This window comes from Azohydromonas aeria, from assembly GCF_009760915.1.
GTDB classification, from domain to species: domain Bacteria; phylum Pseudomonadota; class Gammaproteobacteria; order Burkholderiales; family Burkholderiaceae_C; genus Azohydromonas; species Azohydromonas aeria.
The window spans coordinates 1-11641 of sequence record NZ_VIDQ01000136.1; the positions used below are offsets into that span (position 1 = coordinate 1).

Genomic DNA, 11641 nt, shown 5'->3' on the forward strand with positions numbered 1-11641 from the left:
CGTACCTCAACGTCGGGCGCATCGAGGGCGGCACCAACACCAACGTGGTGCCGGGCAAGGTGGTGCTCAAGCTGGATCGGCGCATGATCCCCGAGGAGGACCCGGTGGCGGTGGAGGCCGACATCCGGCGCGTCATCGAGACCGCGGCCGAGGGCTTTGCGGGCATCAGCGTCGAGATCCGCCGCATCCTGCTGGCGCGCGCGCTGCAGCCGCTGGCCGGCAACGCGCCGCTGGTGCAGGCGCTGCAGCGCCACGGCAGTGCCGTGTTCGGTGAAGAAATCCCGACTTCGGGCACCCCGCTCTACACCGACGTGCGCCTGTACTGCGAGCATGGCATTCCGGCCGTGATCTACGGCGCCGGCCCGCGCACGGTGCTGGAGAGCCACGCCAAGCGCAATGACGAGCGGCTGGAGCTCGAAGACCTGCGCCGCGCCACCAAGGTCGTGGCGCGCAGCCTGCTTGACCTGTTGGGCTGAGGCGCCTGTGCACCAGGGCGGGCCGGCGCCGGCCCCATCCTGGTGCACCGCCCCCCCGCGCCGGGGCGCCCTGAAAGCCCTCTTCACGGGGATTGCGGACCGGTCCGTTGCGGGCACGGATCGTGCGATTGCATACACGATCGCATACCGGAGCCCCTGCAATGATCCCGTCCCCGTCCCGCCGCACCCTCCTGTCGAGCCTGGCCGCCCTGGCCCTGAGCGCTGCCGCCGCCGCGCCGGCGCTGGCACAGGAGCGCGACCTGCGCTTCCAGCTCGACTGGCGTTTCGAGGGCCCGTCGGCGCTGTTCCTGACGCCGGCGGCCAAGGGCTACTTCAAGGCCGAGAAGCTCAACGTCACGGTGGACGCCGGCAACGGCTCGGGCGCCGCCGTCACGCGCGTGGCCTCGGGCAGCTACGACATGGGCTTCGCCGACCTGGCGGCGCTGATGGAGTTCCATGCCAACAACCCCACGGCGCCCAACAAGCCGGTGGCGGTGATGATGGTCTACAACAACACGCCCGCCGCGGTGCTGGCGCTCAGGAAGAGCGGCATCAAGGCGCCGGCGGACCTCAACGGCAAGAAGCTCGGCGCGCCGGTGTTCGACGCGGGCCGGCGCGGCTGGCCGATCTTCGCCAAGGCCAACGGCGTGCAGAACGTGGCCTGGACCAGCATGGACCCGCCGCTGCGCGAAACCATGCTGGTGCGCGGCGACATCGACGCCATCACCGGCTTCAGCTTCACCTCGCTGCTCAACCTCGAGGCGCGCGGCGTCAAGACCGAGGACATCGTGGTGCTGCCCTACGCCGCCAACGGCGTGAAGCTCTACGGCAACGCCATCATTGCCGGCGAGGAGTTCCTGAAGAAGAACCCCGAGGCCGTCAAGGCGTTCCTGCGCGCCTTCACGCGCGGCATGAAGGACGTGGTGGCCGACCCGCAGGCGGCGGTGGCCACCGTCAAGGCGCGCGACGGCATCATCAACGAGGCGCTGGAGCTGCGCCGCCTCAAGCTGGCCATGGAGCAGACCGTGCTCACGCCCGATGCCCGGGCCGAGGGCTTCGGCGACGTCAACCCGGCGCGCCTGTCGCTGATGGCCAGCCAGGTCTCCGACGCCTACGCCACCAAGGAGCGCGTCAACGCCGCCACGGTGTGGAACGGCGCCTACCTGCCGCCCGCGGCCGAGCGCAACATCTTCGGCGCGGTGAAGAAGTGAAGCCCTTCGTCGACTTCCACAACGTCTGGCTGGCCTACAACGACGAGCTGCTGGCGCAGGGCCAGTACGCGGTCGAGGACATCTCGCTGCAGGCGCGCGAGGGCGAGTTCATCGCCATCGTCGGCCCCTCGGGCTGCGGCAAGAGCACCTTCATGAAGCTCGCCACCGGCTTGCGCCGGCCCAGCAAGGGCACGGTGATCATCGACGGCCAGGAAGTGACCGGGCCGCTGAAGATCACCGGCATGGCCTTCCAGGCGCCGAGCCTGCTGCCCTGGCGCACGACGCTGGACAACGTGCTGCTGCCGCTGGAGATCGTCGAGCCCTGGCGCTCGAGCTTCCGCTCGAAGCGCGCCGAGTACGTCGAGAAGGCGCGCGCGCTGCTGGCCACCGTGGGCCTGTCGGGCTACGAGAACAAGTTTCCCTGGCAACTCTCCGGGGGCATGCAGCAGCGCGCCAGCATCTGCCGCGCGCTCATCCACGAGCCGCGCATGCTGCTGCTCGACGAGCCCTTCGGCGCGCTCGACGCCTTCACGCGCGAGGAGCTGTGGTGCACGCTGCGCGACCTGCAGGCCGCGCGCGGCTTCAACGTCATCCTGGTCACGCACGACCTGCGCGAGAGCGTGTTCCTGGCCGACACGGTGTTCGTGATGAGCAGGAGCCCGGGCCGCTTCGTGGTGCGCCGCGAGATCGAGCTGCCGCGCCCGCGCGACCTGGAAGTGACCTACACCCCGGCCTTCACCGACATCGTGCACGAGCTGCGCGGCCACATCGGCGCCATGCGCAAGAGCGGCGTGGCGCTGGCGCAGTAAGGACACGGGTTTTCATACCAGTTCATTCCAGCCGGTGAAACAACGAGCGGCTGGCCGCAGCCGGTAGGAGGCCCGCTGGCGGGCCTCCTACAAGCGCTTGCGCGAGCAATCATTCAGCCAGCGAGCTGGATTTGGAATCAAGACATGAACAAGAACCTGCAGAAAGCCGCGCCGTGGCTGCTGATGACCGCCATGCTGCTGCTGTGGCAGCTGCTGTGCATGGCCTTCGACGTGAGCGAGTTCGTCTTCCCGAGCCCGTGGCGCATCGCGCAGCAGGCCTGGGAGCACCATGCCGCGATCCTGTCGCATGCCTGGCGCACCTTCTGGGTGACGATGGTGGGCTTTGCCATTGCCATCGGCGTGGGCGTGCTGCTGGGCGCGCTCATGGGCAGCTCCAAGCTGGCCTACGACGCGATGTACCCGCTGATGACCGGCTTCAACGCGCTGCCGAAGGCGGCCTTCGTGCCGATCCTGGTGGTGTGGTTCGGCATCGGCGTGGGGCCGGCGGTGCTCACGGCCTTCCTGATCAGCTTCTTCCCGATCATGGTCAACATCGCCACCGGCCTGGCGACGCTGGAGCCGGAGCTGGAGGACGTGCTGCGCGTGCTGGGCGCCAAGCGCAGCGACGTGCTGCTCAAGGTCGGGCTGCCGCGCTCGCTGCCCTACTTCTACGGCTCGCTGAAAGTGGCCATCACGCTGGCCTTCGTGGGCACCACAGTCAGCGAGATGACGGCGGCCAACGAGGGCATCGGCTACCTGCTGGTGTCGGCGGGCAGCTCGATGCAGATGGGCCTGGCCTTCGCCGGCCTGCTGGCCGTGGGCATCATGGCCATGGCGATGTACGAGCTCTTCGCCGTGGTCGAGAAGCGCACGACGGCCTGGGCGCATCGCGGGCAAGGTTGATGCCGCAAGCGGTCACGGGGGCTGCGCAGAATCGGGCCATGACTCCAGCCCCCATGCCCCTCGCCCCCGACCTCGCCCTGACTCTCCTGCGCCGCGCCAACGAGATCGCGCGCCGTGCCCTGGCCCACGGCCACCACCCCTTCGGCGCGCTGCTGGCCGGGCCGGACGGCGCGGTGCTCATGGAGCAGGGCAACGTGGACAGCGTCAACCATGCCGAAGCGGTGCTGGCACGCGAGGCGGCCGCGCGCTTCGATGCCGCCTTCCTGTGGCGCTGCACCCTCGTCACCACCGTCGAGCCCTGCGCCATGTGCGCGGGCACGCAGTACTGGGCCCACATCGGCGGCCTGCTCTACGGCATGAGCGAGCGCGAGCTGCTCGCGCTCACCGGGGCGCATCCCGAGAACCCCACCCTGGACCTGCCCTGCCGCGAGGTTTTCGATCGCGGCCAGAAGCCCGTCGCCGTGACCGGCCCGGTGCCCGCCGTGCAGGACGAGATCGCCGCGCTGCACCGCGAGTTCTGGCGCCGCGGCGTGTAGGACGACGGCGCTTGTGCGCGTAGGCACCCGGGTTTGCCCGGGTTTTTGGCAAGCCGTTTGCCCTTCGATGTCATCGCCCGTTCACGGGCTGCACGGTGCCCGCAGGGTGCCGCCGGACCGGGAGAGTCCCTGCAGCCTTGCGTGTCCCGGGCTCATTGAAGGAGTTGATGCCATGAAGAAGTCCGTTCTCGCTTCCCTGCTTGCCGCCGCCCTGGCCTCCGGCACCGCCCTGGCGCAGAGCGATCCCGCCACCCTGCCCGACGCCTCGGGCACCGGCATGACGGCGCCTGCCGGCGCCATGGACGACGGCAGCACCACCGCCGGCAGCAGCCTGGACCGCAGCAGCGAGAGCTATGACAGCGGCAACAGCGGCCGCGGCGCGGCTGGCCGTGCCTACGACGGCAGCACCAGCGACGGCCAGGCCGGCGACATCGGCGCCGGCGCCCAGGGCCCGTCGTCCATGGACAGCATCGGCTCGATGGGCAACTCCCAGGGCGCCCAGGACAGCGGCTCGGCCTCGTCCTCCATCACCGGTTCCGAGCCCTCCACCACCGGCATGGGCACCACGACCACCTACGACAGCAGCCTGGGCGCCGCCGGCCGCTCCTATGACGGCAGCACGGCCTCGGGCCCGGCCAGCCGCAGCGAGGTGGCCGCCGACCGCGACCGCGCCCTGCGCAGCGACCGCTGGATCTTCAACGACCTCGACGGCGTGCAGCGCCTGGAGCCGGGCTGGAACAGCCACGCCGGCCGCGTCTACAAGGGCCCGGCGGACAGCTACTGATCCCCGCTCCTGACCTGAAGTGACGAGCCGCCGCTCCTTGCGGCGGCTTTTTCATGGCGGTGGCCTTGTTTCCCGCGCTTTTGCCAGGCTCTCGCGCACCCGCTGCGCCGCCTCGCCGTCCGGCGGCAGTTGCGCCAGCAAGGCCTGCCACAACGTGACGGCTTCGCCCCGCCGCCCCTCGCGCTGCGCGGCGGTGGCGGCGAGGGCCAGCGCCTTCGGGTGCGCGGCGTCGGCCTGCAGCGCCCGCGCCACCAGCGCCGCGGGTTCGCCGGCCAGTGAGCCGCCCTGCGCGGTGGCGATGGCGTCGGCCGCGTGGGCCAGCAGGTCTGCGTCCCGCGGCGCCAGCCGCAGCGCCTGGCGCCAGGCGGCGGCCGCCTCGTCCCAGCGCTCCAGCACCTCCAGCGAGCGCGCCAGCGTGAACCAGCCCGGCAGGTCGTCGCCCTGCGCCTGCAGCCGCGCCTGCAGCCCCTGCACCATGCCGGCCATGTCGGCCTCCTGCAGCCGGTGCGGCGGCGCCTGGTCGCGGCCGATGGCGCCCGGCGCCCCCAGCCGCGCGTAGCTCAGCACCGCCGCCAGCGGCAGCAGCGCCGCGGCCAGCGCGCGCGGCCACCAGGGCCGGCCGGGCCCGGCGGTGCCGGCCACGGCCGGGCGCAGCACCAGCAGCGTCACCGCCACGGCCAGCGCGCCCGCGGCCAGCCAGAACAGCAGCAGCGGCGTCATGCCTTCGTTTCCCCCCCTGGCACGGGAGCGCGCGGCGCCGCGAGCGGATCGTCCCCGGCCCTGGGCACGCCCTCTCCGCCCAGCACGGCGGCCCGCGCACCGGCGCTCACCCGGCGCCACAGCGCGAAGGCTCCGCCGCCCAGCAGCGCGAAGGGCCCCAGCCACAGCAGCAGCGTCTGCGCGTTGCGCGGCGGCTCGTACAGGACGAAGTCGCCGAAGCGGCTGACCATGAACTCGCGCACCTGCGCATCGCTGCGCCCGGCCGCCACCTGGGCACGGACCTGCGCGCGCAGGTCCGCCGCCAGCGGCGCCTCGGACTCGGCCAGGGTCTGGTTCTGGCACACCGGGCAGCGCAGCGCCTGCGCCAGCCGGTGCGCGCGGGCTTCTTCCGGCGGCGCCAGCGGCACGTCCGCGCCGGCCGCGCCCGCGCCCAGCACGGCCCCGGCCAGCAGCAGCGCCACGGTCATGCCTTTCATGGTCATGCCCTTCATTTCTGCAAGCTCCGCCACAGCGGCCAGAACTCGCGCTGCAGCACCTGCGGCGTGAGCGCGCCCACGAAGCGCCCGCGCACGATGCCCTGCGCATCGACGACGAAGGTTTCCGGCACGCCGCTGACGCCCCAGTCCAGCGCGGCGCGGCCGTCGGCGTCCAGCACCGCGTGCGCGAAGGGGGACGTCCCGGCGGCGCGCAGCCACTGCCGGGCCGCGGCGGCGTCGTCCTTGTAGTCCAGGCCCAGCACCGGCACGCCGCGCGCGGCCAGCTGCTGCAGCTGCGGCACCTCCTGGCGGCAAGGCCCGCACCACGAGGCCCAGACGTTGAGCACCCAGGGCCGGCCCTGCAGCGCGCGGCTGTCGAAGCGCTGTGCCGGGTCGTCGAGCCGCGGCAGCACGATGGCCGGCGCCGGGCGGCCCACCAGGGCCGAGGGCAGCGCGCGCGGATCGCGCTGCAGCCCGTGCGCCAGCAGCAGCACCAGCGCTAGCAGCAGCGCCAGCGGCAGCAGCGCGCGCCAGCGGCGGCCCGCTGTGGAGCGGACGGATGGCAGGGGCAGCGGCGCGGCCATCCGGGCCCTCACTCCCGCGCCCAGGCCGGCCGGCGCGGCGCCGGCGCGGGCTCGGACGCTGGCTCCGGCGCCGCCGCCGCGGGCAGCGCCTGCGGCCGCCGGCGCCGGTCCAGCGTCGCCAGCGCGCCGCCCAGCGCCATCAGCAGCACGCCGGCCCAGATCCAGTTGACCATGGGTTTCAGCTGCAGCCGCAGCGCCCAGCGCCCGGCGCCCAGCGGGTCGCCCAGCGCCACGTAGAGGTCACGCCACGGGCCACGGTCGATGGCCGGCACGGCAATGGTCTGGTCCTGGGCGCGGAAGGCGCGGCGCTGCGGCAGCAGCTGCGCCACCGGCGTGCCGTCCTCGCGCCACACCGCCACGCGCGCCTGCACGCCGTCGTGGTTGACGCCCTGCAGCGGCTGCACCGCCTGCAGCTGCACCCGGTACGGGCCCAGCGCGGCGCTCTCGCCCACGGCCAGCGGCAGCTCGCGCTCGATCTCCAGGCCCTTCACCGCGCACACGCCCAGCACGAACACGCCCACGCCCCCGTGCGCCAGCCGCATGCCCCAGGCGGCGCGGTCCGCGCGCGGGCGGTTGATCACCTGCTGCAGCGTGGTGGCGAAGGTCCAGCCCGCCAGCCACAGCCCCAGGCCGAACAGCGGGCTCCAGTGGCCCAGCAGCGCCATGGCCGCCAGGGCCGCCGCCGCGCTGGCCGCCGCGGCCCAGCGCAGCCGGCGCGCCAGCGGCAACGCGGGGGCGCGGCCCCAGGCGGCGAAAGGCGCCACGCCCATCAGGAACACCGCCGGCGCCAGCAGCGGCACCATCACCGCCTCGAAATACGGCGCGCCCACCGAGATGCGTGCGCCGCCCAGCGCCTCCAGCGCCATCGGGTAGAGCGTGGCCAGCAGCACCGAGGCCGCGGCCACCGCCATCAGCAGCAGGTTCGACAGCAGCAGCGTCTCGCGCGACAGCAGCGCCTGCGCCGGCGGCACGGCCGCGCGCGGCGGGCGCAGCGCCCACAGCAGCAGCGCCCCGCCGATGAGCGCCACGATCAGCGCCAGGATGAACAGGCCGCGGCGCGGGTCCGAGGCGAAGGCGTGCACCGAGGTGACCACGCCCGAGCGCACGATGAAGGTGCCGATGAGCGCCAGCGCGAAGCCGGCGATGCACAGCAGCAGCACGGCCACCGTCTGCCCGCCGCGGCGCTGCGCCACGGCCAGCACGTGCAGCAGCGCCGTGCCGACCAGCCAGGGCAGCAGCGCGGCGTTCTCCACCGGGTCCCAAAACCACCAGCCGCCCCAGCCCAGGACGTAGTAGGCCCAGGCGCTGCCCAAGCCGATGCCCAGCCCCAGCAGCGCCCAGCTCGCCAACACCCAGGGCCGCAGCCAGCGCGCCCACTCGGGCCGCAGCTCGCGCTCCCACAGCACCGCCAGTGCGAAGGCGAAGGGCACGGCAAAGCCGACGTAGCCCAGGTACAGCGCGGGCGGGTGCAGCACCATGGCCGGGTCCTGCAGCAGCGCGTTGAGGTCGGCCCCGTCGGCCGGCGGCGGCACCAGCCGCGTGAAGGGCGACGAGGCTCCGAGCACGTACAGCCCGAAGGCCGCCACGAGCAGGCCCATGCCGCCCAGCAGCCGCAAGGCGAAACCGTCGGGCAGGCCGCGGCTGAAGCGCGCCGCCGCCGCGCCCCACAGCGACAGCACCAGCAGCCACAGCAGCATCGAGCCCTCGTGGCTGCCCCACACCGCCGCGATGCGGTAGGCCAGCGGCAGCGTGGAATGCGAATGCTGCGCCACGTATCGCACCGAGAAGTCCAGCGAAACGAAACTCCAGGCCAGGCCGGCCAGCGACAGCGCCAGCAGCACGCAGCCCGCCACCGCGCAGCGCCGCGCCAGGCGCAGTTGCACGGCCACGTCGCCCACGGAAGAAGCCCCCGCCACGCAGGCCGCCTGCAGCAGCGCCACCCACAGCGCGAGGATGGCGGCGAAGTGCGCCAGCTCCGGGATCACGGCTTCACCCAGGCCGGCCGCGACTCCCCGACGGGGGCACGGTAGTTCTCGTCGTGCTTGGCCAGCACCTCGTAGGCCTCGAACACGCCGTCGCTGGCCAGGCGCCCGCCGGCCACCACGCCCTGCCCCTCGCCGAACAGGTCGGGCAGCAGTCCGCTGTAGCGCACCGGCACGCGGTGCGTGCCTTCGGCCACCACGAAGCGCACGGTCATGCTGCCGGGCTCGCGCTGCAGCGACCCGGCCTCGACCACGCCGCCCAGGCGCAGGCGCTGCTGCGGGTCGGGGCGCTGCTGCAGCAGCTCGCCCGGGGCCAGGAAGAAGTTGAGGTTGTTGCGCAGCGCGCCCAGCAGCAGCGCCGCGGCGGCGGCCAGCAGCGCCAGCATGGCGGCCAGGGCCAGCGCGCGGCGCCGCCGCGGCGTCATGGCCGCTCCTGAGCGTCGCGCCCGGGCAGCGCCTCGGACACGCGCGGACTGAAGACCCGGCCGCGCGGGCCGGCGAAGCTGCGCGGCGCCGGCAGCCGCCGCGCGCGCCGCCACAGCACGAAGAACTCCACGCCCAGCGCCAGCGCGGCCCCGCCCCAGCCGCCCCAGACGTAGAGGCCATGGCCACCCATGTGCCAGAAAAGAGCCCAGTCGATGCCGCTCATGGCCGTGCTCCCTCGGTCATCGCCACGCCTTCACGGTGGGCCGGGGCCGCGGCGGCGCCAGGCGCTGCTCGGCCAGGATGCAGCGCGCGCGCAGCAGCGTCATGGCCGCGGCATAGGCCCAGGCCGCCAGGAACATCAGCACCAGCGCGGCGAGCTGGCTCATCTCCATCGACGCGCCGCGCGGCGTGAGCGTGGCGCCCTGGTGCAGCGTGTTCCACCAGTGCACCGAGAACCAGATCACCGGCAGGTTCACCGCGCCCACCAGCGCCAGCAGCGCCGCCAGCCGCGCCGCGCGGCGCTCGTCGTCGAAGGCCGCGCGCAGCCCGATCACGCCCAGGTACAGCAGCAGCAGCAGGAGTTGCGAGGCCAGCCGCGCGTCCCAGGCCCACCAGGTGCCCCAGGTCGGACGGCCCCACAGCGCGCCGCTGACCAGCGCCAGCGCGCAGAACAGCGCCCCGGTGGGCGCCATGGCCTGCGCCAGCGCCGACGTGACCCGCCCGCGCCACACCAGCGCCATGCCCGACCAGAAGGCCATCACGGCATAGAGCCACATCGACATCCAGGCGGCGGCCACGTGCAGCGGCAGCAGCCGCGCCGACTCGCCCTGGCGCGCGTCGGCCGGCACGACGAGGAAGGTGAGCCACAGCCCGGCCACCGCGCAGGGCAGCCCCAGCAGCGCCAGCGGCGCCCACCAGCGCGCCACCCAGGCCTCGAACAGCGGCGGCGAGGCCAGGCGCCGCCACGAGGCCCAGGGCGGCAGCGCGGCGGGCGACAGCGGCAGCGACGACGCGAGCGGCGTGGTGCTCATGCGGTAGGCCCTCCTCCTTGCGGATTGCTCAGTCCATGCCCATGCGCAGCGCCGCCAGCACGGTCCAGGGCAGCAGCGCCAGCGCCGCGGCCAGCAGCGCGCCCAGCAGCCAGGGCGCGGCGGCCACGCCCTGCGCGGTGCCGATGCCCAGCAGCAGCACCGGCACGGCCAGCGGCAGCACCAGCAGCGCCAGCAGCACGCCACCGCCGCGCGAGCCCAGCGTCAGCGCCGCGCCCAGGGCGCACAGCAGCACCAGCGTGGGCAGGCCGAGCCCCAGCGACAGCGCCAGCGCCGGCCAGCGCGCGGCCTCCAGCCCGTAGAAGGGCACGCACAGCCCGCTCGCCGGCAGCAGCAGGGCGCAGGCCAGCCCGTGCGCCAGCAGCCGCCCGGCCAGCACCGCCAGCGGCGACGGCGCCAGCAGCTGCTGCTCCAGCGCGCCGTTGGCCAGGTCGGCCTGGAACAGGCGCAGGCTGCCCAGCAGCACCGACAGCAGCGCGGCGGTCCAGGCCGCGGCCGGCGCCACCTGGCGCAGCAGCGCGACCTCGCCACCCAGCGCCAGCGGCAGCAGCGCCAGCACCAGCGTGAAGAAGCCCAGCGCCGCCAGCGCGTCGAAGCGCTCGCGCAGCAGCAGCCGCAGCTCGCGGCGCAGGCTCGCGCCCAGCACGGCCAGCGCGCCGGCGCCCTGCGGCGGCTGCGCGCTCAGGCTGCCTGCGGCAGGGGTGCCGGCAGGTGCAGCCGCGTCATTGAGGGTGCTGAGGAAGGCCATGGGTCATGGGTGCTGATGAGGGCGATGCCGCCGCGCTCCAGGTGCAGCGCCAGGCGCACGTTGAAATCGAGCCGCGCGCCTTCGTCCAGGCCGGACAGGGGCTCGTCGAGCAGCCACAGCCGCCGCCGCGTGAGCACCAGCCGCGTCAGCGCCACGCGCCGGCGCTGGCCCTGCGACAGCCGGCGCAGCGGCACGCGCACCTGTGCGCCCAGGCCCGCGCCCTGCAGCGCCTGCTCGATGCGCAGCACCGGCAGCGCCTCGCCGCCCAGGCGCAGCGCGTGGTCGAGGTTTTCCACCGGGGTGAGCGCCTCGTGCAGGCCGTCGCGGTGGCCGATGAAGCAGGCTTCCAGGCACATCGCCTCGCGCGCGGCGCGGCCCTCGAAGGCCAGCCAGCGCAGCGCGCGCGCGTGCAGCGGCTGCAGGCCCGCCAGGCTGCGCAGCAGCGTGCTCTTGCCCGCGCCGTTGGCGCCCTCGACCAGCAGCGCGCGCCCGGGGCGCAGGTGCAGGTTGAAGCCCTCGCACAGCAGCCGCCCGCCGCGCACGAGTTGAAGGTCGGTGACTTCGAGCATGGATCCCCGGTTTTAGCGCACCGTGGGCACGCCCGCCATATCGGGCAGCTTGTGCGCGATGCCCTTGTGGCAGTCGATGCAGGTCTTCTGCCCGGCAGCGAGCTCGCCGCCGTGCGCGGCCACCGCGCGCGGGCTCTGGCGCGTGAAGTCCATGGACTCGAACTGGTGGCAGTTGCGGCACTCCAGCGAGTTGTTGGCCTTGAGCCGCGCCCACTCGTGCTCGGCCAGGGTGCGGCGCATGGCGGCGAACTTCTCCGGCGTGTCGATGGTGCCGAAGACCTTGCCCCAGACCTCCTTGGAGGCCTGCATCTTGCGCGCCATCTTGTCGGTCCAGTTGTGCGGCACGTGGCAGTCGCTGCACTTGGCGC

At 73.8% G+C, this 11641-nt stretch carries 16 protein-coding genes; 6 read left to right on the forward strand and 10 right to left on the reverse strand.

Annotation, left to right across the window (positions count from 1 at the left end; translation table 11 throughout):
- The 6 genes from FJ694_RS34930 to FJ694_RS34955 all read left to right on the forward strand — a co-directional run.
- Positions 1 to 476: M20/M25/M40 family metallo-hydrolase (locus FJ694_RS34930; RefSeq protein ID WP_157272129.1), on the forward strand; the 476-nt coding region annotated here is incomplete at its 5' end.
- Between the two features lie 161 nt (positions 477 to 637).
- Positions 638 to 1687, forward strand: a complete 1050-nt coding sequence (locus FJ694_RS34935) for an ABC transporter substrate-binding protein (protein WP_157272130.1) — start codon at positions 638 to 640, stop codon at positions 1685 to 1687.
- A complete protein-coding gene (locus FJ694_RS34940) occupies positions 1684 to 2496 on the forward strand; it encodes an ABC transporter ATP-binding protein (protein WP_157272131.1) in 813 nt (270 codons plus the stop codon). Before FJ694_RS34935 ends, FJ694_RS34940 begins: the two co-directional genes overlap by 4 nt.
- A 144-nt stretch (positions 2497 to 2640) precedes the next feature.
- Positions 2641 to 3399, forward strand: coding sequence for an ABC transporter permease (locus tag FJ694_RS34945; RefSeq protein WP_157272132.1), 759 nt, complete (start codon positions 2641 to 2643; stop codon positions 3397 to 3399).
- Positions 3400 to 3452: 53 nt separating this feature from the next.
- Positions 3453 to 3935, forward strand: a complete 483-nt coding sequence (locus FJ694_RS34950; RefSeq protein WP_157272133.1) for a nucleoside deaminase — start codon at positions 3453 to 3455, stop codon at positions 3933 to 3935.
- Positions 3936 to 4107: 172 nt separating this feature from the next.
- Positions 4108 to 4719 carry a hypothetical protein gene (locus FJ694_RS34955; protein WP_157272134.1) on the forward strand — a complete coding sequence of 204 codons (612 nt, stop codon included), beginning with the start codon at positions 4108 to 4110 and terminating at the stop codon, positions 4717 to 4719.
- Between the two features lie 51 nt (positions 4720 to 4770).
- On the opposite strand, the gene FJ694_RS34960 is transcribed toward FJ694_RS34955, so the two are convergent.
- From FJ694_RS34960 to FJ694_RS35005, 10 genes are all read right to left on the reverse strand, one after another.
- Positions 4771 to 5439 (reverse strand): tetratricopeptide repeat protein, encoded by a 669-nt coding sequence (locus tag FJ694_RS34960; protein ID WP_157272135.1) that lies wholly within the window; start codon positions 5437 to 5439, stop codon positions 4771 to 4773.
- Positions 5436 to 5921 carry a cytochrome c-type biogenesis protein gene (locus FJ694_RS34965; RefSeq protein WP_157272136.1) on the reverse strand — a complete coding sequence of 162 codons (486 nt, stop codon included), beginning with the start codon at positions 5919 to 5921 and terminating at the stop codon, positions 5436 to 5438. The genes FJ694_RS34960 and FJ694_RS34965 overlap by 4 nt, the downstream gene beginning before the upstream one ends.
- Before the next feature lie 5 nt (positions 5922 to 5926).
- Positions 5927 to 6499 (reverse strand): DsbE family thiol:disulfide interchange protein, encoded by a 573-nt coding sequence (locus tag FJ694_RS34970; protein ID WP_157272137.1) that lies wholly within the window; start codon positions 6497 to 6499, stop codon positions 5927 to 5929.
- Positions 6500 to 6507: 8 nt separating this feature from the next.
- The gene (locus FJ694_RS34975; protein ID WP_157272138.1) at positions 6508 to 8484 is read right to left on the reverse strand and encodes a heme lyase CcmF/NrfE family subunit; all 1977 of its coding nucleotides are present in this window, start codon (positions 8482 to 8484) and stop codon (positions 6508 to 6510) included.
- Positions 8481 to 8906, reverse strand: coding sequence for a cytochrome c maturation protein CcmE (gene ccmE / locus FJ694_RS34980; protein ID WP_157272139.1), 426 nt, complete (start codon positions 8904 to 8906; stop codon positions 8481 to 8483). The genes FJ694_RS34975 and ccmE overlap by 4 nt, the downstream gene beginning before the upstream one ends.
- The gene (gene ccmD, locus FJ694_RS34985; protein ID WP_198321166.1) at positions 8903 to 9130 is read right to left on the reverse strand and encodes a heme exporter protein CcmD; all 228 of its coding nucleotides are present in this window, start codon (positions 9128 to 9130) and stop codon (positions 8903 to 8905) included. Before ccmD ends, ccmE begins: the two co-directional genes overlap by 4 nt.
- A gap of 16 nt (positions 9131 to 9146) precedes the next feature.
- The gene (ccmC, locus tag FJ694_RS34990; protein WP_157272140.1) at positions 9147 to 9938 is read right to left on the reverse strand and encodes a heme ABC transporter permease CcmC; all 792 of its coding nucleotides are present in this window, start codon (positions 9936 to 9938) and stop codon (positions 9147 to 9149) included.
- Positions 9939 to 9966: 28 nt separating this feature from the next.
- Positions 9967 to 10704, reverse strand: coding sequence for a heme exporter protein CcmB (locus tag FJ694_RS34995; RefSeq protein WP_157272141.1), 738 nt, complete (start codon positions 10702 to 10704; stop codon positions 9967 to 9969).
- Positions 10638 to 11273: a heme ABC exporter ATP-binding protein CcmA gene (gene ccmA, locus FJ694_RS35000; protein WP_157272142.1), complete on the reverse strand. Its 636-nt coding sequence runs from the start codon at positions 11271 to 11273 to the stop codon at positions 10638 to 10640. Before ccmA ends, FJ694_RS34995 begins: the two co-directional genes overlap by 67 nt.
- Positions 11274 to 11285: 12 nt before the next feature.
- On the reverse strand, positions 11286 to 11641 hold a 356-nt coding region (locus FJ694_RS35005), incomplete at its 5' end, for a NapC/NirT family cytochrome c (RefSeq protein ID WP_198321167.1).

Coding starts and splice junctions, on each gene's coding strand:
- FJ694_RS34935 (WP_157272130.1), top strand. CDS start 638: ATGATCCCGTCCCCGTCCCGCCGCACCCTCCTGTCGAGCCTGGCCGCC.
- FJ694_RS34945 (WP_157272132.1), top strand. CDS start 2,641: ATGAACAAGAACCTGCAGAAAGCCGCGCCGTGGCTGCTGATGACCGCC.
- FJ694_RS34950 (WP_157272133.1), top strand. CDS start 3,453: ATGCCCCTCGCCCCCGACCTCGCCCTGACTCTCCTGCGCCGCGCCAAC.
- FJ694_RS34955 (WP_157272134.1), top strand. CDS start 4,108: ATGAAGAAGTCCGTTCTCGCTTCCCTGCTTGCCGCCGCCCTGGCCTCC.
- FJ694_RS34960 (WP_157272135.1), bottom strand. CDS start 5,439: ATGACGCCGCTGCTGCTGTTCTGGCTGGCCGCGGGCGCGCTGGCCGTG.
- FJ694_RS34965 (WP_157272136.1), bottom strand. CDS start 5,921: ATGACCATGAAAGGCATGACCGTGGCGCTGCTGCTGGCCGGGGCCGTG.
- FJ694_RS34970 (WP_157272137.1), bottom strand. CDS start 6,499: ATGGCCGCGCCGCTGCCCCTGCCATCCGTCCGCTCCACAGCGGGCCGC.
- ccmE (WP_157272139.1), bottom strand. CDS start 8,906: ATGACGCCGCGGCGGCGCCGCGCGCTGGCCCTGGCCGCCATGCTGGCG.
- ccmD (WP_198321166.1), bottom strand. CDS start 9,130: ATGAGCGGCATCGACTGGGCTCTTTTCTGGCACATGGGTGGCCATGGC.
- ccmC (WP_157272140.1), bottom strand. CDS start 9,938: ATGAGCACCACGCCGCTCGCGTCGTCGCTGCCGCTGTCGCCCGCCGCG.
- FJ694_RS34995 (WP_157272141.1), bottom strand. CDS start 10,704: ATGGCCTTCCTCAGCACCCTCAATGACGCGGCTGCACCTGCCGGCACC.
- ccmA (WP_157272142.1), bottom strand. CDS start 11,273: ATGCTCGAAGTCACCGACCTTCAACTCGTGCGCGGCGGGCGGCTGCTG.